Origin of the sequence: Microbacterium sp. Leaf203, from assembly GCF_001421275.1 — a bacterium.
GTDB lineage: Bacteria > Actinomycetota > Actinomycetes > Actinomycetales > Microbacteriaceae > Microbacterium > Microbacterium testaceum_A.
In genome coordinates, this window is the sequence record NZ_LMKF01000025.1 from 130,995 (window position 1) to 154,370 (window position 23,376).

General features: G+C 70.3%; 21 protein-coding genes. 12 read left to right on the forward strand and 9 right to left on the reverse strand.

The window, feature by feature from the left end:
• From nrdF to nrdH, 4 genes are all read right to left on the reverse strand, one after another.
• Nucleotides 1–860, reverse strand: an 860-nt coding sequence (nrdF, locus tag ASE56_RS10550) for a class 1b ribonucleoside-diphosphate reductase subunit beta (RefSeq protein WP_235556979.1), incomplete at its 3' end; no start/stop codon positions are given.
• 38 nt (nt 861–898) lie between these two features.
• A complete protein-coding gene (nrdE, locus tag ASE56_RS10555) occupies nt 899–3,055 on the reverse strand; it encodes a class 1b ribonucleoside-diphosphate reductase subunit alpha (protein ID WP_056228978.1) in 2,157 nt (718 codons plus the stop codon).
• The gene (gene nrdI, locus ASE56_RS10560; protein ID WP_056228982.1) at nt 3,037–3,477 is read right to left on the reverse strand and encodes a class Ib ribonucleoside-diphosphate reductase assembly flavoprotein NrdI; all 441 of its coding nucleotides are present in this window, start codon (nt 3,475–3,477) and stop codon (nt 3,037–3,039) included. Before nrdI ends, nrdE begins: the two co-directional genes overlap by 19 nt.
• A gap of 28 nt (nt 3,478–3,505) precedes the next feature.
• On the reverse strand, nt 3,506–3,739 hold the full coding sequence (gene nrdH / locus ASE56_RS10565; RefSeq protein ID WP_056228987.1) for a glutaredoxin-like protein NrdH: 234 nt from the start codon (nt 3,737–3,739) through the stop codon (nt 3,506–3,508).
• A 386-nt stretch (nt 3,740–4,125) separates the two neighbouring features.
• On the opposite strand from nrdH, the gene ASE56_RS10570 reads away from it, so the two are divergent.
• Entirely contained in the window at nt 4,126–5,331 is a 1,206-nt protein-coding gene (locus ASE56_RS10570; protein ID WP_056228990.1) for an MFS transporter, read from the forward strand.
• A 49-nt stretch (nt 5,332–5,380) separates the two neighbouring features.
• Here the strand turns inward: ASE56_RS10570 and ASE56_RS10575 are convergent, their stop codons facing one another.
• Complete coding sequence (locus tag ASE56_RS10575) at nt 5,381–5,785, reverse strand: hypothetical protein (RefSeq protein WP_056228994.1); 405 nt, start codon at nt 5,783–5,785, stop codon at nt 5,381–5,383.
• 72 nt (nt 5,786–5,857) lie between these two features.
• Here ASE56_RS10575 and ASE56_RS10580 point away from each other — a divergent pair, with 72 nt between their 5' ends.
• The 6 genes from ASE56_RS10580 to ASE56_RS10605 all read left to right on the forward strand — a co-directional run bounded on the left by ASE56_RS10580 (nt 5,858) and on the right by ASE56_RS10605 (nt 11,008).
• Complete coding sequence (locus ASE56_RS10580) at nt 5,858–6,610, forward strand: alpha/beta fold hydrolase (RefSeq protein ID WP_056228997.1); 753 nt, start codon at nt 5,858–5,860, stop codon at nt 6,608–6,610.
• Between the two features lie 73 nt (nt 6,611–6,683).
• On the forward strand, nt 6,684–7,844 hold the full coding sequence (locus tag ASE56_RS10585) for an acyl-CoA dehydrogenase family protein (protein WP_056229001.1): 1,161 nt from the start codon (nt 6,684–6,686) through the stop codon (nt 7,842–7,844).
• Nucleotides 7,844–9,118: a DUF445 domain-containing protein gene (locus tag ASE56_RS10590; RefSeq protein WP_056229005.1), complete on the forward strand. Its 1,275-nt coding sequence runs from the start codon at nt 7,844–7,846 to the stop codon at nt 9,116–9,118. The genes ASE56_RS10585 and ASE56_RS10590 overlap by 1 nt, the downstream gene beginning before the upstream one ends.
• Nucleotides 9,119–9,195: 77 nt before the next feature.
• On the forward strand, nt 9,196–9,546 hold the full coding sequence (locus tag ASE56_RS10595; protein ID WP_056229800.1) for a gamma-glutamylcyclotransferase family protein: 351 nt from the start codon (nt 9,196–9,198) through the stop codon (nt 9,544–9,546).
• Nucleotides 9,543–10,547 carry an arginase family protein gene (locus tag ASE56_RS10600; protein WP_056229008.1) on the forward strand — a complete coding sequence of 335 codons (1,005 nt, stop codon included), beginning with the start codon at nt 9,543–9,545 and terminating at the stop codon, nt 10,545–10,547. The genes ASE56_RS10595 and ASE56_RS10600 overlap by 4 nt, the downstream gene beginning before the upstream one ends.
• Nucleotides 10,544–11,008: a histidine phosphatase family protein gene (locus tag ASE56_RS10605; RefSeq protein WP_056229011.1), complete on the forward strand. Its 465-nt coding sequence runs from the start codon at nt 10,544–10,546 to the stop codon at nt 11,006–11,008. The genes ASE56_RS10600 and ASE56_RS10605 overlap by 4 nt, the downstream gene beginning before the upstream one ends.
• A 31-nt stretch (nt 11,009–11,039) precedes the next feature.
• On the opposite strand, the gene hutI is transcribed toward ASE56_RS10605, so the two are convergent.
• The 3 genes from hutI to hutH all read right to left on the reverse strand — a co-directional run bounded on the left by hutI (nt 11,040) and on the right by hutH (nt 15,720).
• Complete coding sequence (hutI, locus tag ASE56_RS10610) at nt 11,040–12,275, reverse strand: imidazolonepropionase (RefSeq protein WP_156371697.1); 1,236 nt, start codon at nt 12,273–12,275, stop codon at nt 11,040–11,042.
• 62 nt (nt 12,276–12,337) lie between these two features.
• Nucleotides 12,338–14,122 (reverse strand): urocanate hydratase, encoded by a 1,785-nt coding sequence (locus ASE56_RS10615; protein ID WP_082450424.1) that lies wholly within the window; start codon nt 14,120–14,122, stop codon nt 12,338–12,340.
• Between the two features lie 29 nt (nt 14,123–14,151).
• Nucleotides 14,152–15,720, reverse strand: coding sequence for a histidine ammonia-lyase (gene hutH, locus ASE56_RS10620; protein WP_056229014.1), 1,569 nt, complete (start codon nt 15,718–15,720; stop codon nt 14,152–14,154).
• Between the two features lie 61 nt (nt 15,721–15,781).
• Here hutH and ASE56_RS10625 point away from each other — a divergent pair, with 61 nt between their 5' ends.
• Nucleotides 15,782–16,555, forward strand: a complete 774-nt coding sequence (locus ASE56_RS10625) for an IclR family transcriptional regulator (protein ID WP_056229018.1) — start codon at nt 15,782–15,784, stop codon at nt 16,553–16,555.
• Between the two features lie 339 nt (nt 16,556–16,894).
• Here ASE56_RS10625 and ASE56_RS10630 read toward each other — a convergent pair whose 3' ends face one another.
• Nucleotides 16,895–17,893, reverse strand: coding sequence for a LacI family DNA-binding transcriptional regulator (locus ASE56_RS10630; protein WP_056229021.1), 999 nt, complete (start codon nt 17,891–17,893; stop codon nt 16,895–16,897).
• Nucleotides 17,894–18,143: 250 nt separating this feature from the next.
• Between ASE56_RS10630 and ASE56_RS10635 the strand changes: the two genes are divergently transcribed.
• Genes ASE56_RS10635 through ASE56_RS10650 form a run of 4 tightly spaced genes read left to right on the forward strand, consistent with a single transcriptional unit; the run spans nt 18,144 to nt 23,354 of the window.
• Entirely contained in the window at nt 18,144–19,382 is a 1,239-nt protein-coding gene (locus ASE56_RS10635) for an extracellular solute-binding protein (RefSeq protein WP_056229025.1), read from the forward strand.
• 2 nt (nt 19,383–19,384) lie between these two features.
• On the forward strand, nt 19,385–20,494 hold the full coding sequence (locus ASE56_RS10640; protein WP_056229031.1) for a carbohydrate ABC transporter permease: 1,110 nt from the start codon (nt 19,385–19,387) through the stop codon (nt 20,492–20,494).
• Nucleotides 20,491–21,405 carry a carbohydrate ABC transporter permease gene (locus ASE56_RS10645; protein ID WP_056229032.1) on the forward strand — a complete coding sequence of 305 codons (915 nt, stop codon included), beginning with the start codon at nt 20,491–20,493 and terminating at the stop codon, nt 21,403–21,405. Before ASE56_RS10640 ends, ASE56_RS10645 begins: the two co-directional genes overlap by 4 nt.
• Nucleotides 21,402–23,354, forward strand: coding sequence for a glycogen debranching N-terminal domain-containing protein (locus ASE56_RS10650; protein WP_056229035.1), 1,953 nt, complete (start codon nt 21,402–21,404; stop codon nt 23,352–23,354). The genes ASE56_RS10645 and ASE56_RS10650 overlap by 4 nt, the downstream gene beginning before the upstream one ends.
• Nucleotides 23,355–23,376: the final 22 nt, after the last annotated feature.

Here is a 23,376-nt window from a genome sequence, read left to right on the forward strand (position 1 = left end):
ATCGCGGGGTTCACGTTCGTGACGGACGCGGGGAACATCGCCTCGTAACCGAGGTTCATCAGCGCCTTGTTCGCGTTGTAGTGAAGGAACTTCTTCACGTCTTCGCTCAGGCCGACCGAGTCGTACAGGCTCTGGGTGTAGCCCACCTCGTTGTCGTAGAGCTCGTACATCAGCGAGAACGTGTAGTCCTTGATGTCGTCGCGACGGGCCTGGTCGACCGTCTCGAGACCGCGCTGGAACTTGTAGCCGATGTAGTACCCGTGTACGGCCTCGTCGCGGATGATGAGGCGGATCAGGTCGGCCGTGTTGGTGAGCTTGGCGCGGCTCGACCAGTGCATCGGCAGGTAGAAGCCCGAGTAGAACAGGAACGACTCGAGCAGGGTCGAGGCGACCTTGCGCTTGAGCGGGTCGTCGCCACGGTAGTAGTCCATGACGATGCGCGCCTTCTTCTGAAGGAACTCGTTCTCGGTCGACCAGCGGAACGCCTCGTCGATCTCTTTCGTCGAGCACAGCGTCGAGAAGATCGACGAGTAGCTCTTCGCGTGCACCGACTCCATGAACGCGATGTTCGTGTAGACGGCCTCCTCGTGCGGGGTGATCGCATCGGGGATGAGCGAGACGGCGCCGACCGTGCCCTGGATCGTGTCGAGGAGCGTGAGCCCCGTGAACACGCGCATCGTGAGCGTCTGCTCCTCGGGGGTGAGCGTGTTCCACGACTGGATGTCGTTCGACAGCGGCACCTTCTCGGGCAGCCAGAAGTTGTTCACGAGACGGTTCCAGACCTCGAGGTCCTTGTCGTCCTGGATGCGGTTCCAGTTGATGGCCTGCACGTGGTTCAGCAACTGCAGCTTCTCAGCCATGTCGTTCCTGTGTCCTTGATCGATGGGTGGTCAGCGGGTCAGAGCATGCACGAGACGCACTCGGTCATGTCGGTGCCCTCGAGCGCCAGCTGACGCAGACGGATGTAGTAGATGGTCTTGATGCCCTTGCGCCACGCGTAGATCTGAGCCTTGTTGATGTCGCGGGTGGTGACGGTGTCCTTGAAGAACAGCGTCAGCGACAGGCCCTGGTCGACGTGCTGCGTCGCGGCGGCGTACGTGTCGATGACCTTCTCGTAGCCGATCTCGTACGCGTCCTGGTAGTACTCCAGGTTCTCGTTCGTCATGAACGGAGCCGGGTAGTAGACGCGACCGAGCTTGCCTTCCTTGCGGATCTCGATCTTCGAGGCGATCGGGTGGATCGAGCTCGTGGAGTTGTTGATGTACGAGATCGAGCCGGTCGGGGGTACGGCCTGCAGGTTCTGGTTGTAGATACCGTGCGCCTGGATCGAGGCCTTCAGCTCGCGCCAGTCGTCCTGCGTGGGGATCTGGACCCCGGCGAAGAGCTCCTTCGCCTTGGCCGTCTGCGGCTCCCACACCTGGTCGGTGTACTTGTCGAAGAACTCGCCCGATGCGTAGGTGGAGTTCTCGAAGCCGTCGAAGGCCGTGCCGCGCTCGATCGCGAGGCGGTTCGAGGCCCGCAGCGCGTGGAACAGCACCGTGTAGAAGTAGATGTTCGTGAAGTCGATGCCCTCTTCGGAGCCGTAGTAGACGTGCTCACGAGCGAGGTAACCGTGCAGGTTCATCTGGCCGAGGCCGATGGCGTGCGAACGGTCGTTGCCGTCTTCGATCGAGCGCACCGAGGCGATGTGGCTCTGCACGCTGACCGCGGTGAGGGCCCGGATCGCGGTCTCGACCGTGAGGCCGAGGTCGCCGCCGTCCATCGCGAGGGCGATGTTCATCGATCCGAGGTTGCAGGAGATGTCCTTGCCGATGGTGTCGTACGAGAGGTCCTCGTTGTACGTGGTCGGCGTGTTGACCTGCAGGATCTCGGAGCACAGGTTCGACATGTTGATGCGACCGGCGATCGGGTTGGCCTTGTTCACCGTGTCCTCGAACATGATGTACGGGTAGCCCGACTCGAACTGGATCTCGGCGAGGGTCTGGAAGAACTCGCGCGCGTTGATCTTCGTCTTCTTGATGCGCGGGTCGTCGACCATCTCGCGGTACTTCTCGGTGACCGAGATGTCGCCGAACGGCTTGCCGTAGACCTTCTCGACGTCGTACGGCGAGAAGAGGTACATGTCCTCGCCGTTCTTCGCGAGCTCGAAGGTGATGTCGGGGATGACGACACCCAGCGACAGCGTCTTGATGCGGATCTTCTCGTCGGCGTTCTCGCGCTTGGTGTCGAGGAAGCGGAGGATGTCGGGGTGGTGGGCGTTGAGGTACACCGCGCCGGCGCCCTGACGCGCTCCGAGCTGGTTGGCGTAGCTGAAGCTGTCTTCGAGGAGCTTCATGACGGGGATGATGCCCGACGACTGGTTCTCGATCTGCTTGATCGGTGCACCCGCTTCGCGGATGTTCGACAGCAGCAGGGCCACGCCGCCGCCGCGCTTGGACAGCTGCAGCGCCGAGTTGATGCCGCGGGCGATCGACTCCATGTTGTCTTCGATGCGGAGCAGGAAGCACGACACGAGCTCGCCGCGCTGCGCCTTGCCCGCGTTGAGGAACGTGGGGGTGGCCGGCTGGAAGCGGCCCGAGATGATCTCGTCGACGAGCTGGACGGCCAGACGGGGGTCGCCGTCGGCGAGGGCGAGGGCGGTCATGACGACGCGGTCCTCGAAGCGCTCGAGGTAGCGCTTTCCGTCGAAGGTCTTGAGCGTGTAGCTCGTGTAGTACTTGAAGGCGCCGAGGAAGGTCTCGAAGCGGAACTTCGCGCCGTAGGCGCGGTCGTTGAGCTCCTGGATGAAGTCCATCGAGTACTTCTCGAGCACGGTGGGCTCGTAGTACTCCTTCTCGACGAGATAGTCGAGGCGCTCCTTGAGCGAGTGGAAGAAGACCGTGTTCTGGTTGACGTGCTGCAGGAAGTACTCCCGCGCCGCCCGCTTGTCGGCGTCGAACTGGATCTTGCCGTCGGCGTCGTACAGGTTCAGCATCGCGTTGAGGGCGTGGTAATCCATTCCCTCGAATCGCGCCTCGGTCTTGAAGTCCACGTCGGTCAGCTCAACTTCCACCATCGTTCCAATCCCTCGGTGACCCGCTCGACGTCGTCGGGCGTGCCGAATACTTCCAGCCGGTACAGGTGCGGCACGGCGCACTTGCGGCTGATGATGTCGCCGGCGAGGCAGAAGGCATCGCCGAAATTCGTGTTCCCCGCGGAGATGACCCCGCGGATGTTTCGTCGGTTCCGCTCCTCGTTGAGGAACCGGATGACCTGCTTGGGGACCGCGCCCTTCTCGACGCCCCGGCCGGCACCCCCACCGTACGTGGGGGTGACCAGCACGAAGGGTTCGTCGACGTGGAGGGGCGGATCGGTCGGCCGCAGCGGAATGCGCACGGCCCGCTTGCCGAGCTTCTCGATGAAACGCGCGGTGTTGCCCGACACGCTCGAGAAATAGACCAGCAGCGGAGCCTCGGTCGCCGACAGGACAGTGCTCATGACGGTGGTCTGAGAGCCTGTCGCCGGATCAGGCGAGGCGCGAAGCGAGCTCGTCGATCTTGTCGGGGCGGAAGCCCGACCAGTGGTCCTCGTCGGTGACGACGACGGGTGCCTGAAGGTACCCGAGCGACTTGACCTGCTCGAGCGCCGTCGGGTCTTCGGACAGGTCGAGCACGTTGTACTCGATGCCCTTCGAGTCGAGTGCGCGGTAGGTCGCGGTGCACTGGACGCAGGACGGCTTGGTGTAGACCGTGATCGCCATGTCGTTCTCTCTCTCCCCTGGAAAAACTGTGTCCGGGCGGGCAGGGCCAGCCGGGACCTCAATACTACATATGGGGACGGACATCGGAAGGCACCACAAGGGGTAGTAGTTACATCAGTGTGATTTTCCACCGTCTCTCCCCATGTACAACACAGGTTGTCCACGATTTCATCCACAGATCAACCCCCTTCCCGGGTGTTGTTAACAGGCGCGATTCCGCGGTTCTCGCGGCTCCGCTCGATGTCTGTCCACAGGTCGGACGCTAGACGGGGGTTCCGACATTGCACAGGCGAGCGAAAACGTCCGTGGGCGTGTCGCGGCGTGTCGCGACGCGGCGGACGGACGGGGCCTCGGCGCATGTCGGAGGTCGGCTGTAGCGTTATCCGGTGGCCGGCTACCGCGAACTCCTTCGAACCCCAGGCGTGGGGCGCATCATCGCCGCGCAGTTGACGGCGCGTTTCCCCAACGGCATGACCAGCCTCGCCGTGCTCCTGCACATCGAGCACGTCACCGGTTCGTACGGCGCCGCCGGCCTCGTCCTGGCCGCCACGAGCATCGGCCAGGCCGTCGCCGGCCCCGTCACCAGCCGCTGGATGGGCATCTGGGGCATGCGCCGCGTGCTCACCGTCACGCTCCTCGTGTGCGCGGCGGCGATCGCGACCCTCGCCCTCATCGAGATGCCGCTCCCCCTCTACATGGTGCTCGGCCTCATCGCCGGCCTTTCCACCCCGCCCGTGCAGTCGGCGGTCCGCACCATCTACCCCAAGATGGTCAACTCCCAGCGGCTCACCCCGCTGTACTCGCTCGACGCCTCGCTGCAAGAGATCATCTGGGTCCTCGCACCGGTGCTCATCACCCTCGTGGCGACGCAGATCGGCACCGTCCCGGGTCTGCTCCTCGTCGTGGTCATCCTCCTCGGCGGGGGCGCGTGGTTCATCCTCAGCCCCGAGGTCGGCCGCGTGCGCATCCCGCGCAGCCGCCGCGGGCTCGGTCGCGTCCTGGCGAAACCGCCGGTCATCCTCGCCACCGCCACCGGGTTCCTCCTGATCGGCGCGTGCTCGGCGGTCGAGGCGGGCGTCGTCGCGACCTTCGACCACGGCGGGCTCGAGGCGGGTCTCATCCTCGCCGTCTTCGCCGTCGGCAGTCTCGCCGGTGGCCTGTCGTTCGGCCACATCCCCATCGGCCCCTGGGCGATGGCCCGACGTTTCGCGATCGTCGCCCTCGGGCTCTCTCTCACCGTCTTCTCGCTCAACGCGTGGTGGATCGGTGCGACCCTGCTCGTCGCCGGTGCCGGCATCGCGCCGGCGCTGGCCGTGATGTTCGCCATGACCTCGGCGAGCGTCCGCTTCAGCGAGACGGCCGAGGCCTACGGCTGGATCGGCACGGGTCAGCTCATCGGCGCGGCCGCGGGCTCGGCCGTGGCGGGCTTCCTCGTCGACGGGGTCGGCCCGACCGGCGCGTACGTCGCCGCGGCCGGATTCGCGGTGCTCGGCTTCGTCGTCGCCGCGGTTTTCGTCCGTGGATTCCCCGATCTCCGCCACCGCGACGCGAGCCCCATCCCCGACACCGAACCGGTGCCCACCATCACCTGAGCGGATGCCGGGGCGCGGCATCCCGTGTCGGAACGCCCCGACGGGCGGGTCAGTGCGTGCGTCGCAGCAACTCGAGCACGGCGTGTGCGTACGCATCCGCCGGGGCCGGGTGGTCGAACACCAGTGTCGACCCGCCGATCGAGATCTCGACTTCGTAGGTGTCGGACAGTCGACGCAGGGACCGGAAGGTCGAGCGCAGCATCTCGCGCAGCTGCGACTCCGACGGCAGCCACAGCGCATCCTCGGTCGCGACCGAGTCGAGCGCCCATTCCGTCGTGCCGTTGAACGCGAGAATCCGACCCGTGGGGTAGTCGCGCGGCTCCACCGTCATGTCGCTCACGGTGAAGACGTCGGCCTCGAACTCCGGTTCGTCGAGCTGGAAGCGGTCACCGGATCGCGGATGCCACACCAATCCGGCCTCGCGCAGGGCCTGGGCCATCTCGGTCGAGATCATGGCATCCATTCTGGGGGCGTTCTGTGACGACGGGTCGGCGGCGCTGCGCGCGGACGGAGCAAGATGGATGCCATGCCCTCTCCCGTGACCCTTCCGCAGCTCGCCTGGGGCGACCCGCGCGGACCGCAGGCGCTGCTCGCGCACGGACTCGGCTCCGACGGAGCCCTCATGTGGCGGTACGGCGTCGCGCTGGCCGAGGCGGGGTGGCGCGCCGTCGCCGTCGACCTCCGCGGGCACGGGGACGCACCGCGCACCCTCGACTACCGCCTGTCGGCGTACGCGGCTGATCTGCGCGGGACGACGCCCCCGCGCGGCGGGGCGTGGGACGCGGTCGTCGGGCACTCCCTCGGCGGCGCCGCATCGACTCTCGCCGCGTCCGAGAGCCCGGGGTGGACCCGTCGCCTCGTGCTCATCGACCCCGCCATCCTCTTGTCGGAGGAGGACCGCGCGATCGTCCGCGCGAGCCAGGAGCAGTCGTTCGACGACCCGAGCATCGCCGCCGTCCGGGCCGCGCATCCCGACTGGCACCCGATCGATGTCGAGTTGAAGGCACGAGCGACGACGCGCGCGAGCCGGTGGGCCGTCGAGCAGACGAGCCTGCAGAACGCCGTGTGGGACGTGCGCGCGGCGGCGGCCGCGCTGTCGGTGCCGACGCACGTGGTCGGAGCCGATCCGGCGGTGCACTCGATCTTCACGGGCGAGCTCGCGGCCGAGGTCCTCCGCAATCCCGTCGTGACGATGAGCGTCGTCGACGGCGCCGGCCACTCTCCGCATCGCGACCGGCCGGAGGCCGCGGTGGCCGCCGTCCTCGACGCCCTGCGCTGACCCGCGCATACGCGTTTCGCGCCGCGATGCCACCCCGCCCGCGATGTCGGTGGGGCCGAGCAGAATGGATGCCATGACCTCGTTCGATCCGGCTCGGTACCTGCCCGACGACCTGCTCGCGCGCATCCGTGAGCGCGCCGTGGTGCACGACCGCGAGAACACGTTCCCTCATGACGACCTCGACGAGCTGCGGGAGGCCGGGTATCTCGGCATCCTGGTGCCCACCGAACTCGGCGGAGCGGGGCTGAGTCTCGCCGAGGCATCGCTCCTGCAGCAGCGCCTCGCGGGCGCGGCCCCGGCAACGGCCCTGGCGGTGAACATGCACCTCGTGTGGACCGGCGTCGCGAAGGTGCTGAGCGATCGCGGGCTCGACGATCTCGCCTTCGTCCAGCGCGGCGCGGCCGCTGGTGAGGTGTTCGCCTTCGGCATCAGCGAGGCGGGCAACGACCTGGTCCTGTTCGGCAGCGACACCGAGGCTCGCCCCGACGGGCGGGGCGGCTACACGTTCACGGGGACGAAGATCTTCACCTCGCTGTCCCCCGTTTGGGACCACCTCGGTGTGCACGGGCTCGACGAGACCTCACCCGAGGGCCCCCGCATGGTGTTCGCGTTCCTCGACCGCAGCGACGACGTCGTCGCCCGCGACGACTGGGACACCCTCGGCATGCGCGGCACGCAGAGCCGCACGACCGAGCTTCGCGGTGCGCACGCTCCCGCCGACCGCGTCATCCGCCGCGTCGTCCCGGGGCCCCAGCCCGATCCCCTCGTGTTCGGCATCTTCGCCGTCTTCGAGATCCTGCTGGCCTCCGTCTACACGGGCATCGCGCGGCGGGCCATCGACCTCGCGGTCGAGGCGGCGACCTCGCGCCGGTCCAAGAAGACCGGGACCACTTACGCGAACGACCCCGACATCCGGTGGCGCGTCGCCGATATGGCGCTCGCCTACGACGCGCTCCCGCCGCAGTTGGCCTCGCTCGCCTCCGACGTCGACACCCTCGTCGACCACGGCGCGCGCTGGTTCACCCTGCTGTCGGGCGTGAAGTACCGCGCCGTCGCCATGGCGAAAGAGGTCGTCGACGACGCCGTCCTCGTCGGCGGCGGTTCGGCGTACTTCTCGCGCCACGAGCTGAGCCGGTTGTACCGCGACGTCCTCGCCGGCATGTTCCACCCCTCCGACTCCGAGTCGGCGCACTCCACCGCGGCCACGGCCTGGCTCGGGCCGGTGACCGACTGATGGCGCGCACGCCGACCCGGGCGCTGAGCCCGGCCGATCAGGAGCGCCGCCGCGCTCTCCGGGTGATGAAGGGGGTCGCTCTCGGCGCCCTGATCGCGATGGCCCTCGTCTTCGCGGTGTCGTTCTCGCTGCAGCGCGAGGTCGAGTGGCTGCAGTACGTCCGCGCGGCGGCCGAGGGCGGCATGGTGGGCGCCCTGGCCGACTGGTTCGCGGTCACCGCGCTGTTCCGGCACCCGCTGGGCCTGCCCATCCCGCACACGGCGATCATCCCGCGCCGAAAAGACGAGATCGGGCGCCAGCTGGGCGAGTTCGTCGAGACGAACTTCCTCGAGGGCGACGTCGTGCGCACGAAGCTCGAATCCACGCCGCTCTCGGCGCGGGCCGGAGCCTGGCTCGCCGATCCCGCACACGCCGACCGCGTGGCCGCCGAGGGCGCGACCCTCGCATCGAGCGTCCTCACCGCGCTGAGCGACGACGACGTGCAGGGTCTCATCGAAGACCTCGCCCGCGAACACCTCCTCTCCCCCGACTGGGGCCCCTCGATCGGTGGATGGCTCGAACGCGTCGTCGGCTCGGGTGCTCACCACGGCGCCGTGGATCTCGCCCTCGACAACATCGCGGTCTGGCTCGGCAACAACCGCGACACGTTCCAGGGGCTCGTCTCGCGTCGACTCCCGGCCTGGGTGCCCAGCATGGCCGCACGGCTCGTCGACGACACCGTGTACCGCGAGGCCGTGCAGTTCGTCGACGCGGTGCGCGCCGATCCTCGGCACCAGGCGCGCGGTGCGATCGACGGTTATCTCGGGCGACTAGCCGACAGCCTTCAGCACGACCCGGCGACGATGGTGCGTCTCGAAGAGGCGAAGGCCGCGGTCTTCGACAGCCCGCGGGTGCGGCAGTTGGCGGCCGATGCCTGGAACACCGCCAAGGCCGGTCTCCTGCGTTCGCTCGCCGACCCCGAGAGCGCCCTGCGTCTTCGCGCCTCCGCCGCCCTCGCCGAGGTCGGCGTCCGCCTGCAGCGCGACGAGGCCCTGCAGAAGCGGGTCGACGGCTGGGTCACCGATGCGGCGGTGTTCGTCGTGGGGCGGTACCGGCACGACATCGCGTCGGTCATCACCGACACGGTCGAACGCTGGGACGCCGAAGAGACCACCGAGAAGATCGAGCTCATGGTCGGGCGCGACCTGCAGTACATCCGTCTGAACGGCACGATCGTCGGTGCTCTCGCGGGCCTGTTGATCTTCACGGTCGCCCATCTGGTGTGGGGATCATGACGGTTCGCGCAGTCACTGGCCGAAACCTCTCGCGTCGCGCCGCCCCTCGCCGCCGCCGCGTGAGTAGCCTGGTGCGCGTGAGCGACGGTTCGGGCACGGAGTCCCTCTTCACCTACGGGACGCTGCAGCTGCCCGAGGTGCAACTCGACACCTTCGGTCACCGTGTCGAGGGAGCAGAAGACGCCCTGGCCGGCTACCGCCTCGAGTGGACCGACATCGCCGACGAGGGGGTTGCGCGCCTTTCCGGCCTCGACCGACACCCGATCCTGCGCCGCACCGACGACCCGCGCGACCGCGTGTTCGGACGCGTGCTGCGCGTGACGCCCGAAGAACTCGACGCCGCCGACGAGTACGAGGTCTCGCTCTACCGCCGCGCCTCCGTCGTCCTGGCCAGCGGCATCCGCGCCTGGGTCTACGTGGCTGCATGAGCGCCCTGTCCGTCGACCCGCTCTGGCCGCGCGCAGGGGACTGGCCCGCCCCCGACGAGAAGACGGCGCCGGATGCCGTCCTGCTGGGGGTCCCCGCGTGGCGCACGTCCCTCTCCCCGACCGGCGCGGGCGAGACACCGGCGGCCGTGCGCGAGGCTCTCCGGCGCTTCTCGCCGACGGTGCTCGGCCCCCCGCCTCTCGATCTCACCGCCGCACTGACCATCGCGGACGCCGGCGACGTCGACGACCCCGACGGGCGCGACGGCGAGGCGCGCGTGCGCGCAGCCGTGGCGGGGCTCTCGGCGGCCCGTCTGGTGATCGCCCTCGGCGGGGACAACTCCGCCACCTACGGTGTCGCCCAGGGGCGCGGAGTCGGCGGTCTGATCACCCTCGACGCGCACTTCGATCTCCGCGACGGGGAGTCGAACGGCTCTCCCGTGCGGCGACTCATCGCCGATGGTCTCGACCCGCGCCGCATCGTTCAGATCGGCATCGCCGACTTCGCGAACTCCGCCGCATACGCGCAGCGCGCCCTCGACGCGGGCATCACGGTCATCACCCTCGACGAGGTGCGTCGCCGCGGCATCGACGAGGTCGTCGCCGAGGCCCTACGCATCGCGCGCGGCGCGGGCGGATCGGCGAACGGGCCCGTGGTGCGGGCGGACGGCGACGCGGTCGCGTCCCCGGCCGGTGACCCGGCGACCCGGGCCTCCGCCCCCGCGGCGGGCGATGCCGCGGCCGCGGCCTCCGGCATCCACCTCGACATCGATGTGGACGTGTGCGACCGCTCGGTCGCCCCGGGCTGCCCCGCGAGCGTCCCGGGCGGACTCGCCGCCTGGGAGTTGCGCGCCCTCGTGCGCGGGTTGACCCGAGACCCCGGCGTGACGAGCGCCGACATCGTCGAGGTGGATGCCACGGCAGACACTCCCGACGCCCGCACCGTGCGGCTGGCCGCGCTGTGCGTTCTGGAGCTCCTGGCAGGAATGGCGGAAAGACGATGATCCAACTGGTTCTGGCGCGGCACGCGAAGTCGGACTGGGTCGACGAGGGTCTCGACGACCACGACCGTCCCCTCAACGACCGCGGCCGACGCGATGCACCCGCGATGGCCCGGACCGTCGTGCGCAAGGGCGTCCGCCCCGAGGTCGTGCTCTCGAGCTCAGCGCTGCGCGCCCGACAGACCGCCGAGGCGTTCGCCCGCGCATTCGATGCCGAGGTCGTCGAGCACGCCGAGCTCTATCTCGCCGAGCCCGCGCAGCTGCTCGCCTCCGCGCGCGCCGCGGGGGTCGACGAGGTGATGGTGGTCGCTCACGACCCCGGAATGAGTGCTCTCGTATCGCGTCTCGCCGATCGCGATGAACGCATGGTCACGTGCGCGGTGGCGATCTTCACCTGGCACGAGGGGACATGGGACGACGTCGACGCCACCCCTCCCGACGAGTTCGAGCTGCTGACGCCCTGAGGCCGGCCGCCCACCGTCCGCCCGCCCTGCCTCAGACCTCGGCCCCGTCCTTCCAGACGGTCCGCACGAGGGGCACACCCGGCCGGTAGGCCAGGTGCACGCGGGTCGGGGCCTCGAGGAGCACGAGGTCGGCGCGAGCGCCGGGACGGATCACGCCCACATCCGTGCGCCGCAGTGCCCGCGCGCCGCCCGCGGTGGCGGCCCACACCGCCTCGGCGGGCGTCATCCCCATCTCGCGCACGGCGAGGGCGATCATGAGCGGCATCGAGCTCGTGAAGCTCGATCCCGGGTTGCAGTCGCTCGCGAGCGCGACCGCCACTCCCGCATCGAGAAGGCGCCGTGCGTGGGGGTACGGCTGGCGCGTCGAGAACTCCACTCCCGGGAGCAGGGTCGCGACGGTGTCGGATCCGGCGAGTGCGGTCACGTCCGCATCCGAGACGAACGTGCAGTGATCGACGGAGGCGGCATTCAGGGACACAGCGAGTGCCACCCCGTCTCCCGCGCCGAGTTGGTTTCCGTGCACCCGGATGCCGAGTCCCTTCGCCAGACCCGCCTCGAGCACGCGCCGACTCTGGGCGGCCGTAAACGCGCCGGTCTCGCAGAAGACGTCGACCCAGCGGACGAGCGGTGACACGGCGTCGAGCATCTCGCCCACCACGAGGTCGATGTACTCGTCCGCGCGCCCGGCGAACTCGGGCGCGACGACGTGAGCGCCGAGGAAGGTGACCTCGTCGGTGACCTCCGCGGCGAGTCGCGCGAGCCGCAGCTCGGTCTCGACGTCGAGGCCGTAGCCCGTCTTGATCTCGAGCGTCGTCGTCCCCTGTGCGCGACACTCGGCGACGAGGGAGCGCAGGCGCTCGCGGAGTTCGTCGTCGGAGGCGGACCGTGTCGCGGCGACGGTGGTGCGGATCCCTCCCGCCGCGTACCGCTTCCCCTCCATCCGCGCTGCGAACTCCTCGGCCCGATCGCCGCCGAAGACGAGGTGCGTGTGGCTGTCGACGAACCCCGGGATCACGGCGCGACCGCCGACATCGATGACCTCGATCCTCGCGTCGACGGTGAGGCCCGCGGCATCCGGAGCCTCGGTCGTCAGCCCCGTCCACTCCACGCGCCCCGCGCGCACGAGGACCGCCGCGTCGCGCAGCGTTCCGCACGGGTCGCCCGCGGCGGAGACGTTGGTGGTGAGCTCGCCGATGTTCGTCAGCAGGAACGCGCGTCCGGCTCCGTCGGCTCCCGCGTTCCCACCGGTCCGCTCCGAAGCGCTCACCACATCGGCACCGGTCAGCGCGGAACCGCTCGCCACATCGGCACCGGTCAGCGCGGAAGCGCTCACCACATCGGCACCGTCAGGCCGCGCTCGGCCGCCACTTCGCGAGCGCGGTCGTAGCCGGCGTCCACGTGGCGCATGACTCCGGTGCCGGGGTCGTTGACGAGCACGCGGGCGAGCTTCTCGGCGGCGAGCTCGGTGCCGTCGGCGACGCACACCTGTCCCGCGTGGATGCTGCGGCCGATCCCCACCCCGCCGCCGTGGTGGATCGACACCCACGACGCTCCGCTCGCGGTGTTCAGCAGCGCGTTGAGCAGGGGCCAGTCGGCGATGGCGTCCGAGCCGTCGGCCATGGCTTCGGTCTCGCGGTAGGGCGAGGCGACGGATCCCGCGTCGAGGTGGTCGCGGCCGATCACGATGGGTCCCGCCAGCTCGCCCGAGGCCACCATCTCGTTGAACTTCAGGCCCGCCAGGTGGCGTTCCTGGTAGCCGAGCCAGCAGATGCGCGCGGGCAGTCCCTCGACCTGCACCTGCTTTCCCGCCTTGTCGAGCCAGCGGTGCAGGGCTGCGTCCTCCGGGAAGAGTTCGGCGACGGCCCGGTCGGTCTTGGCGATGTCTCCGGGGTCTCCCGAGAGCGCGACCCAGCGGAACGGTCCCTTGCCCTCGGCGAACAGCGGGCGGATGTACGCGGGCACGAAGCCCGGGAACGCGAACGCCCCGTCGTACCCGCCGAGCTCCGCCTCGCGGCGGATCGAGTTGCCGTAGTCGAACACCGCCGCCCCGGCATCCTGGAATCCCACCATCGCCTTCACGTGGGACGCCATGCTCTCGCGCGCCCGGCGGGTGAAGTCCTCGGGGTCACGGGCGGCTTCGGCCTGCCACTGATCGAGCGAGACGCCGACCGGCAGGTACGACAGCGGGTCGTGCGCGCTGGTCTGATCGGTGACGATGTCGATCCGGATGCCGCGGGCCAGAAGCTCCGGGAACACCTCGGCCGCGTTGCCCTCGACGCCGACCGACAGCGCCTCACCCGCCTCGCGTGCCGCGCTCACCCGTTCGACGGCCGCGTCGAGATCGGGAGCGACCTCGTCGAGGTAGCCGTGGGCGACGCGGCGGTCGAGGCGCGTGCGGTCGACGTCGACGATGAGCACCGCTCCGCCGTTCATCGTGACGGCGAGCGGCTGCGCCCCGCCCATGCCGCCGCACCCGGCGGTGAGGGTGAGGGTGCCGGCGAGCGACTCGCGGCCGAGCGAGGTGGCGACGGCCGCGAACGTCTCGTACGTACCCTGCAGAATGCCCTGCGTGCCGATGTAGATCCACGACCCGGCCGTCATCTGCCCGTACATCGTGAGCCCCAGCTCTTCGAGTCTGCGGAACTCGGGCCACGTCGCCCAGTCGCCCACGAGGTTCGAGTTCGCGATGAGCACGCGCGGCGCCCACTCGTGCGTGCGGAATACGCCCACCGGCTTGCCCGACTGCACGAGCAGGGTCTCGTCGGGCTCGAGCTCGTCGAGCGTGCGGACGATCGCGTCGTACGCCTCCCACGACCGCGCCGCCCTGCCCGTGCCGCCGTAGACGACCAGGTCGTCGGGACGCTCGGCGACCTCGGGGTCCAGGTTGTTCATGAGCATCCGCTTGGCGGCCTCGGCGCCCCAGCTCTTCGCGGTGCGCTCGGAGCCGCGCGCCGCGCGGATCGGAGAGCGGGGAGCGGATGCCGGGACCCCGGCGGTCGTTGCGGCTGCGGCCTCCGTGACCAGTCCTGCGGCCGTGACGACTTCCGGTGCCGGGGCGGCGGCTTCGGGCGTCGTGTCGACCGGTGCCGTGCCGGTCGTGGTGGTGTCGGTCATGGCGGATCTCCTTCGATCGGGGCGCGAGGTCAGGCGGTGTGTACGGGAGTGGAGGGCGTGTGGGCGGCGTCCGTCTGCGCGAGCGCGGCCAGCGCCACCGCGCCCGAGGCGACGAGGTCGGTGACCGCCTCGATCTCGGGCGAGACGAAGCGGTCGGGGCCGGGGCCCTCGACACGCGTACGGACGAGGTCGCGCACGGCGCCGGTGGCCGCCGCGGGCTGGAGGGGAGCGCGCAGGTCGAGGGCACGGCATCCGGTCAGCACTTCGATCGCGAGCACGCGGGCGAGTCCGTCGATCGAGCGACGGAGCTTGCGGGCACCCGCCCACCCCATCGAGACGTGGTCCTCCTGCATGGCGCTCGAGGGGATCGAGTCGACCGAGGCGGGGGCGGCGAGGCGCTTGAGCTCCGACACGATTCCCGCGGCGGCGTACTGCGCGATCATCAGGCCCGAGTCGACCCCCACCTCGTCGGCGAGGAAGGGCGGCAGCCCGTTGCTCCGCGCGACGTCGAGCGCGCGGTCGGTGCGGCGCTCCGACATCGAGGCGACGTCGGCGACCGCGATCGCGAGGAAGTCGAGCACGTACGCGACGGGGGCGCCGTGGAAATTGCCGTTCGACTCAACGCGCCCGTCGACGGTGACGACGGGGTTGTCGACGGCGGATGCCAGCTCGCGCTCGGCGACCTGCGCCGCGTGGGCCATCGTGTCGCGCGCGGCGCCGTGCACCTGGGGCGCGCAGCGCAGGGAGTAGGCATCCTGCACGCGCGTGCACTCGGGCCCGCGGTGGCTCGCGACGATGGGCGAACCGGCGAGGAACGAGCGAAGGTTCGCCGCGGATGCCGCCTGGCCGACCTGCGGGCGGAGCGCCATCAGGTCGGCCGCGAACACGGCATCCGTCCCCAACTGCGACTCGATCGAGATCGCCGCCGAGACGTCGGCCGTGGTGAGCAGCATCTCGAGGTCGTGCAGGGCCAGCAGCAGCATGCCGAGAATGCCGTCGGTGCCGTTGATGAGGGCGAGGCCCTCCTTCTCGCGCAGGGCGACCGGGGCGATCCCCGCGGCGCCGAGCGCGTCGGCGGCGGATCGCAGATCACCGGCGGCATCGCGCACCTCCCCCTCGCCCATCACCGCGAGGGCAACGTGCGACAGCGGAGCGAGGTCGCCCGAGCAGCCGAGCGAGCCGTACTCGCGCACGACCGGGGTGATCCCGGCGTTCAGCAGGGCGGCGTAGGTCTCGACGACGACCGGTCGCACGCCGGTTCGGCCGGTCGCGAGGGTCTGCAGGCGCAGCAGCATGAGGGCGCGCACGACCTCGCGCTCCACCTCGGAGCCGGTGCCCGCGGCGTGCGAGCGGATAAGGCTCGCCTGCAGCTGGGCGCGCCGGTCCTCGGCGATGAAGGTCGTCGCCAGCGCACCGAAGCCGGTCGAGATGCCGTAATGCGGCTGCGGGTCGTCGGCGAGCGCCTCGATGAGAGCGCGCGTGTCGGCCACGCGCTGCAGAGCGTCGTCGTCCACCGTCACCCGCGCGTCGTGTCGCGCGACGGCGACGACGTCCTGAGGGGTGAGGGGCTGGGATCCGACGGTGACGCTCGCGTTCATACGCCGATTCCATCGTGCGCACTGTCGCGCGACGACCGGGTTCTGGCATCCTGTGTCTGTCATGCCAGACAATCCCCGCCCGCAGGTCCCCGCCGCCGATCAGACGCTGCGGATCCTCTCGCTGCTCGCGCGCCAGCCCGGCCCGATGGCTGCGCAGTCGATCGCGACGACCCTCCACATCCCGCGTTCGAGCGTCTATCACCTGCTCGCGACCCTCGAGCAGCACGGCTACGTCGTGCACCTGCCCGGCGACCGCCGCTGGGGCCTCGGCACCGCGGCGTTCGAGCTCGGCGGCGGCTACGCCCGGCAGCAACCCCTCGCCCGCCTCGGCCGGCCGCTGCTCGCGGGGCTCTCCGACCGGGTCGGCGAATCCGCACACCTCGCCGTGCTGGCCGGACGCGACGTGCTGTACATCGTCGAAGAGCGCGCTCCGCGCCGCCCCGCGCTCGTGACCGACGTGGGCGTGCGCCTGCCCGCGCACCTCACCGCGACGGGTCGGGCGATGCTCGCGGCGCTTCCTCGCGAACAGGTGCGGGCGTTGTTCCCGGATGCCACGGCCCTCACCCAGCGCCACGGCGCGGGCCCCGCGACTCCGCGCGAGCTGCGCGAGGTGCTCCGACTGGTGCGGGCAGACGGCCACGCGAGCGAGAACGGCGAGGTCACGCCCGGATTCCGCTCCGTCGCCGCTGCGGTGCTGGATCACGCCGGGTGGCCCGCCGCGGCCGTGGCGATCACGTGGCCGGCCGACGGCCCGCCGCGCGATGCCGCGGCACTGGCGTCAGCGGCATCCGGAACCGCCGCCGAGCTCGCCCGCCGCATCGGCCGGCCGGCCTGACGCGGGTTCCGGGTTGCGGGGCCGCGGCCTCTTGTTCTCACGGTTTGGGGCGCGTTCCGTCGTTCGGGGCGTGAGATTCCCGCCCCAGACGCAAAGTATCGCCCCAAACCGCGGACATGCCCGCGACGCGACCGTCGCGCCGAGGACCGCGGCGACCGCTGAGCACCGGGCCGAGTGGGCGCCGGGCCGAGTGGGCGCCGGGCCGAGTGGGCGCTGCGCCCACGCGTTCTCCCGGTTCGGGGCACATTCCGTCGTTTGGGGCGTGAGATTCCCGCCCCAAACGCAAAAGATCGCCCCAACCGCCCGATTCAGCCGCCTCGGCGCGCCCACCGCAGCGCGTCAGCGCACGACCAGCCGCGGCTCCACCAGCACGTGCGCCGCCCCGGCCGTCGGGGCGCGGGGGGCGATGACCGTGCCGTTCTCGCCCATGAGCAGGTCGAGGGCTCCGGATGCCACCTTTTCGGGCAACTGCTCGACGCTCGAGAGGCCGAGCGCCTCCACCGCGGGGGTGTTGTCGAAGCCGATGACCGTGATGTCGGGGCGGCCGGCGAGAGTGACGGCGAGGTGCGCGCCGATCGCGAGCGAATCGCTCGCGCACACGATGCCCGTCACTCCCGGGTCGGCCGCGAGCCCTGCGGCGACGACGTCGCGCGCGGCCGAGACGTTCTCTTCGACGACCCACCGCGGTCCCGAGGCCGCGCTCTCGCGCCAGCCGCGTTCGCGTTCGTCGCCGGTGCCGGATCCGCCCGGCCAGCCGAGGAACGCGATCCGCGAAGAACCCTGCCCGAGCAGGTGCGCGGTGGCTGCGCTCGTGCCGGCCGCTCCGTCGACGTCGACCCAGAGGTGCGCGGGCGCTTCGACATCATCCTCGCCCCACGGGCGGCCGAACGACACGAACGGCAGGGCGCGCTCGAGCAGCCACCCCGTGCGCGGGTCGCCGTGGAAGGTGCCGGTGATGACGACGGCATCGACCTCTCCCCCCTCGAGCAGGTCGCCGAGGCGCGCGATCTCCTCTTCGGGGGTGCGCGCGGCGTACAGCAGCACGCGCATGTCGCGCTCGCCCGCGCGTTCGGTGAGGGCGTGCACGAAGCGGTCGAGCACGACGCCCGAGATCCCCCCGGCATACGGATCGAGATGGATGCCGATGGTGGAGCTGCGACGCGTGCGCAGGCGGCGCGCGGCGGCGTGCGGGCGGTATCCGAGCTCGGCGATCGCGGCTTCGACGCGCAGGCGGGTGGCCTCGCGCACGATGTCGGGGGTGTTCACGACGTTCGAGACGGTCTGCCGCGAGACGCCGGCGGCGCGTGCGACGTCGTCGACGGTGGGCGCCTTCGCCATGCCTCGTCTCCCCCGTGCCGTGGCCGGTGCCCCGCGGCATCCGGTTCTTCCGATCCTTCGACGCCTGCGCGTTCCGCGATGACGCGCACGCAGGCCTGACGGTCAGACCGACAGCCTAAGCGGGCGAGCAACCGCTTGACAGGAAACACCGCCGTTCCTTACCGTAGTCGAACCGTCATTTGAACGATCAAAAGAGACGGCCCTCCGAGCACCCGGAGGGGTCGCATGCCTCATCGAAGGAGAGAGACACATGACACGGCACACCGCCCGGAACTGGCTCGCCGCCGGCGCACTACTCGCCACCGGAGCGCTCACGCTCACCGCGTGCGGCTCGGGCTTCAACGACACCCCCGGCGAGTCCCAAGCCTCGGGCTCGGGCACGCTGAGCATCCTCATCGGCTCCTCGGGGGACGCCGAGACCAAGGCCGTCACCGACGCCGTCGCCGCCTGGAGCCAGCAGTCGGGCGTGCAGGCCGAGGTCCAGACCGCCAACGACCTCCCCCAGCAGCTCTCGCAGGGCTTCGCCGCCGGCTCGCCGCCGGACCTCTTCTACCTCGCCCCCGAGGCCCTCGCCGGCTACGCCGCGAACGGCTCGATCGCCGCCTACGGCGACGACCTGGCGAACAAGGACGACTTCTACCCCTCGCTCGTCGACAACTTCACCGTCGACGGGAAGTTCTACTGCGCGCCCAAGGACTTCTCGACCCTGGCCCTCATCATCAACACCGACCTCTGGTCGGCGGCAGGGCTCACGGATGCCGATGTCCCCACGACCTGGGACCAGTTGGCATCCGTCGCTCAGAAGCTCACCACCGACGGCCGCGTCGGTCTCGCGTTCGGCGCCGAGTACCAGCGCGTGGGCGCCTTCATGGCCGAGGCCGGCGGCGGACTCGTCACCGACGGCAAGGCCACAGCCGACAGCTCCGCCAACGTCGAGGCGCTGAACTACGTCAAGACGCACCTGAACGACGGCACCTTCGCCTTCGCGTCCGATGTGGGCGCGGGTTGGGGCGGCGAGGCGTTCGGCACCCAGAAGGCAGCGATGGTCATCGAGGGCAACTGGATCACCGGCGCAATGTCGGCCGACTACCCCGGCGTGAAGTACAAGGTCGCCGAGCTGCCCGCGGGCCCCGGCGGCAAGGGCACGCTGCAGTTCACCAACTGCTGGGGCATGGCCGCCGACAGCGGCAACCAGGAGCAGGCACGCTCGCTCGTCGAGTTCCTGACCTCGACCGACCAGCAGCTGGCGTTCTCGAAGGCCTTCGGCCCGATGCCCTCGATCCAGTCGGCCGCCGACGCGTGGAGCTCCGCGAACCCCGACCTCACGGCGTTCCTCTCCGGTGCCGAGTACGCGCAGTTCCCGCCGAACATGGCCGGCGCCGCCGACGTCATCACCGACTTCAACGCTCAGCTGGAGTCCCTGAAGACCGGTGACCCGCAGGCGCTGCTCAAGACGGCGCAATCCAACCTCGAGGCCATCACCAAGTAACCATGAGTGCTCTCACCTCAGCGCCGCGTCGCGCCGGATCCTCCTCCCCGGGGATCCGGCGCGGCGAGGCCGCCGCCGGCTGGCTGTTCACCGCCCCCGTGCTGATCATCCTGGGCGTGTTCCTGCTCGTCCCCGTGCTCATGGCGCTGTGGGTGAGCTTCTCCGACTGGACCGGGCGCGGCAGCCCCTTCTCGTCCAACGTCGGCTTCGTCGGCCTCGACAACTACGCCGCGGTCACCACCGGCGGCGGGCTGGCCGAGCGCGACTTCGGCACGGCGCTGCGCAACAACGCCTGGTACGTGCTGTTGGTCGTGCCGCTGCAGACCGCGCTGTCGCTCTTCCTCGCGGTGCTCGTCAACCGCGCGATCCTGCGCGGACGCGGTCTGTTCCGCACCGCCTTCTACTTCCCCTCGGTCACGAGCTCGGTGGCCATCACCGTGCTGTGGCTCTTCCTCTTCTCGGCATCCGGTGCCGTCAACGAGGTGCTGTCGTGGCTCGGCATCAACGGACCGAACTGGTTCAGCGATCCCTCGGGCGTCGTGCACAACCTCCTTGGCGCGGTCGGCGTCACGAGCGGCCCGGCCTTCCTCACCGGCAACACGATGCTCGGCGTCTCGTGGTGGGACTGGCTCGCCGGACCCTCGGTCGCGATGTCGGCCTTCATCCTCATGGCCGTGTTCACCACCTCGGGCACCTTCATGCTGCTGTTCATCGCGGGCCTCCAGAACATCGGCGCCGACGTGCAGGAGGCCGCGATGATGGACGGCGCGAACGGCTGGCAGCGCTTCTGGCGCGTGACCCTGCCGCAGCTCAAGCCCGTGCTGTTCACGGTGCTGACCCTCGGCCTCATCGGCACGTGGCAGGTGTTCGACCAGATCTACACGGGCACCCAGGGTGGGCCCGGAAAGACGACGCTGACGCCCGCCTACCTCAGCTACTCCTCGGCGTTCCTCTCGCAGCAGTGGGGGCAGGGTGCGGCGATCGCCTTCGTGCTCTTCGTCATCATCGTGGCCCTCACCATCCTGCAGCGCTTCGTGCTGCGCGATCGCCCGGTCTCGCGCCGACGCCTGCGCCAGTACGAGGTGCCTGCGCAGAAGGGAATGCCGCGATGACCGCCACGGCCTCTCCCCCGACCACCGTCCTCGCCGAACAGCGCATCGACGGACCCGTCAAGCCCGCGAAGCACCGCCTGTCGGGCAAGGCCCTGCGCTGGCAGATCGGTCTGTACGTCCTGCTGATCGTGCTCGCGGTCATCTACATCTATCCGTTCCTCGTGCAGGTGGCGACGTCGTTCAAGACGGATGCCGCGGCGGCGGCCGACCCGATCTCGCTCGCGCCGCAGCCCTTCACATGGGCGGCCTACGAGCGACTGTTCCTGAACTCCGACTTCCCCGTGTGGTTCGGCAACTCGGTCGTGGTGACCGTGTTCGTCACCGCGGGCCGGGTGTTCTTCAACTCCCTCGCCGGCTACGCGCTCGCCCGTCTGCAGTTCCGCGGGCGCGGGGTCGTGTTCGCGGCCCTCATCGCGGTCATGGCGGTGCCGACCGTGGTGCTGCTGATCCCGAAGTTCCTCGTCATCAATCAGCTGGGCATCTACGACTCGTACGCGGGCATGATCCTGCCGCTGCTGGTGGATGCCGCGGGCGTGTTCATCATGAAGAACTTCTTCGAGTCGATCCCGCCCTCGGTCGAGGAGCAGGCCCGCATCGATGGAGCCGGCACGTTCCGCATCTTCTGGTCGGTCGTGCTGCCGATGGCGCGGCCCGCGCTCATCACGATCGTGATCCTGTCATTCCAGGGATCGTGGAACGAGCTGAGCCACTTCGTCATCTCCACTCAGTCCCCCGAGCTGACCACGCTGACCAAGGGCGTGGCGTCGCTGGCCAGCGGTCAGCTCAGCCAGGGCAGCCAATTCCCCCTCAAACTCGCAGCCGCGGCCATCATGACGATTCCGGTCGCCGTGGTGTTCTTCATCTTCCAGCGCCGCATCATGAACGCCAGCGAAGGAGCCGTCAAAGAATGACCACCGCCCCCACCACCTCGCCTGCCGGGACGACGGTCGACTCCCCTCCCCTGCAACCGCTGCTCAGCGATGCGCTCATCGTTCTGCGGGCCCCCACCCAGGTGTGGTCCGACGGCACGGGCGACATGGGCGCGGGTGCGGTGCACGGCGTCTACCACGGAGACGTGCGACACGTGCGCGCGCTCACCGCCCGCTGCGACGGCTCGCCGATCGAGTGGATCTCGACCGCCCCCGACGGCGCCTCGCGCGTGGTCTTCGGCGGGCTGCTGCGCGGGCTCGACGACACCACGCCCGACCCGAAGGTGCGGCTGCTGCGCGACCGCCGCGTCGCCGACGGCGTGGTGAGCGAGTCGTGGACCCTGCACTCGCGCGTCGACCAGCCGATCCGCACGACGCTGCGCCTGGCACTCACTCCCGAGTTCGCGCAGCTGCACGAGGTGAAGTCGGGCCACGCCTCCGCTCGTGATGTGGAGACCGTGGTCGACGGAGAGAAGATCCGGGTGGATGCCGGCGCCCAAGGCCTCGAGCTCGTCGCTCCGGGCGCTCGCGTGGCGTCGACCGATCACGACGTCGAGGCCGAGTGGGACGTCGAGATCGCCCCCTTCGGCTCCGCCGAGATCGGGTGGACGCTGACGCTGCGCGACGACACGCTCGTCGTGGGCTCGGCGACCGCTCCCGCGCGATGGGATGCCGCGGCGGTCGCCGCCGGCGCCCCCGACCCGCGCCTGTCGCGGTGGCTGCGCGCGGCGCTCGACGACCTCGACGCCCTGCGGCTCGTGCTCCCCGATCACCCCGACGACGAGTTCTTCGCCGCGGGGGCGCCGTGGTTCTTCACGCTCTTCGGCCGCGACTCGATCTGGGCCGCGCGGCTCGCGCTCCCGCTCGACCGCGAGATCGCGGCATCCACCCTCCGTGTCCTCGCCCGCCTGCAAGGCGCCGACGACGACGCGCAGACCGCGCAGGAGCCCGGCAAGATCCTGCACGAGCTGCGGGCCTCGGCGCTGGAGATCCCCGGCGAGGGCATCGTGCTGCCGCCGAAGTACTACGGCAGCGTCGACTCGACCCCGCTGTGGATCTGTCTTCTCGCCGACGCCCGGCGCGCCGGCATGCCCGGCGCCGAGGTGCGCGAGCTGCTCCCGACGCTCCGCGGCGCCCTCGGCTGGATCCGCGACAGCGGCGACAGCGACGGCGACGGCTTCCTCGACTACATCGACCGCATGGGCACGGGCCTGTCGAACCAGGGGTGGAAGGACTCCGGCGACTCCATCCAGTGGCGCGACGGCAGTCTCGCCGAGGGTCCGATCGCCCTGTGCGAGGTGCAGGCCTACGCGTACGAGGCCGCCCTGGCCGGAGCCGACCTCCTCGAGGAGTTCGGCGAGGGGGCGGATGCCGATGACGCCGCGTTCTGGCGCTCCTGGGCCGCCGCCCTCAAGGAGCGCTTCGCCGCCACGTACTGGGTCGAGACGCCCGAGGGCCGCTACCCCGCCGTCGCGCTCGACCGCGACAAGCGTCCGGTCGACACGCTGACGAGCAACATCGGGCACCTGCTCGGCACCGGCATCCTGTCGGCCGAAGAAGAGGCGCACGTCGCCCAGCTGTTGCTCGGCGAGAGCATGTCGAGTGGATACGGCATCCGCACCATGTCGACCGGCGCCGCCGGGTACTGGCCACTGTCGTACCACGGGGGCAGCGTCTGGGTGCACGACACCGCGATCGCCGCGCACGGCATGCTGCGCGCGGGCCTGCACGACGAGGCGCGGTCCGTGGTCGACGGTCTGCTGGACGCCGCCGAGGGCTTCGCGTACCGCGTGCCCGAGCTGCACGCGGGCGACCCGCGCACCCACTCGTCGGTGCCGACGCCGTACCCCGCCGCCTGCCGTCCGCAGGCGTGGTCAGCGGCCGCCGCGGTGGTCTGCCTCACAGCCCTCACACCCGCCCCCGGGGTGTGAGCCCGCCGGGCGGCGCCGCCCC

What these genes read in the sequence shown, in the direction of transcription:
- nrdE (WP_056228978.1), bottom strand. Translation starts at nt 3,055, where the DNA reads ATGGTGGAAGTTGAGCTGACCGACGTGGACTTCAAGACCGAGGCGCGA.
- nrdI (WP_056228982.1), bottom strand. Translation starts at nt 3,477, where the DNA reads ATGAGCACTGTCCTGTCGGCGACCGAGGCTCCGCTGCTGGTCTATTTC.
- nrdH (WP_056228987.1), bottom strand. Translation starts at nt 3,739, where the DNA reads ATGGCGATCACGGTCTACACCAAGCCGTCCTGCGTCCAGTGCACCGCG.
- ASE56_RS10575 (WP_056228994.1), bottom strand. Translation starts at nt 5,785, where the DNA reads ATGATCTCGACCGAGATGGCCCAGGCCCTGCGCGAGGCCGGATTGGTG.
- ASE56_RS10580 (WP_056228997.1), top strand. Translation starts at nt 5,858, where the DNA reads ATGCCCTCTCCCGTGACCCTTCCGCAGCTCGCCTGGGGCGACCCGCGC.
- ASE56_RS10585 (WP_056229001.1), top strand. Translation starts at nt 6,684, where the DNA reads ATGACCTCGTTCGATCCGGCTCGGTACCTGCCCGACGACCTGCTCGCG.
- ASE56_RS10590 (WP_056229005.1), top strand. Translation starts at nt 7,844, where the DNA reads ATGGCGCGCACGCCGACCCGGGCGCTGAGCCCGGCCGATCAGGAGCGC.
- ASE56_RS10600 (WP_056229008.1), top strand. Translation starts at nt 9,543, where the DNA reads ATGAGCGCCCTGTCCGTCGACCCGCTCTGGCCGCGCGCAGGGGACTGG.
- ASE56_RS10605 (WP_056229011.1), top strand. Translation starts at nt 10,544, where the DNA reads ATGATCCAACTGGTTCTGGCGCGGCACGCGAAGTCGGACTGGGTCGAC.
- ASE56_RS10615 (WP_082450424.1), bottom strand. Translation starts at nt 14,122, where the DNA reads ATGACCGACACCACCACGACCGGCACGGCACCGGTCGACACGACGCCC.
- hutH (WP_056229014.1), bottom strand. Translation starts at nt 15,720, where the DNA reads ATGAACGCGAGCGTCACCGTCGGATCCCAGCCCCTCACCCCTCAGGAC.
- ASE56_RS10625 (WP_056229018.1), top strand. Translation starts at nt 15,782, where the DNA reads ATGCCAGACAATCCCCGCCCGCAGGTCCCCGCCGCCGATCAGACGCTG.
- ASE56_RS10630 (WP_056229021.1), bottom strand. Translation starts at nt 17,893, where the DNA reads ATGGCGAAGGCGCCCACCGTCGACGACGTCGCACGCGCCGCCGGCGTC.
- ASE56_RS10635 (WP_056229025.1), top strand. Translation starts at nt 18,144, where the DNA reads ATGACACGGCACACCGCCCGGAACTGGCTCGCCGCCGGCGCACTACTC.
- ASE56_RS10640 (WP_056229031.1), top strand. Translation starts at nt 19,385, where the DNA reads ATGAGTGCTCTCACCTCAGCGCCGCGTCGCGCCGGATCCTCCTCCCCG.
- ASE56_RS10645 (WP_056229032.1), top strand. Translation starts at nt 20,491, where the DNA reads ATGACCGCCACGGCCTCTCCCCCGACCACCGTCCTCGCCGAACAGCGC.
- ASE56_RS10650 (WP_056229035.1), top strand. Translation starts at nt 21,402, where the DNA reads ATGACCACCGCCCCCACCACCTCGCCTGCCGGGACGACGGTCGACTCC.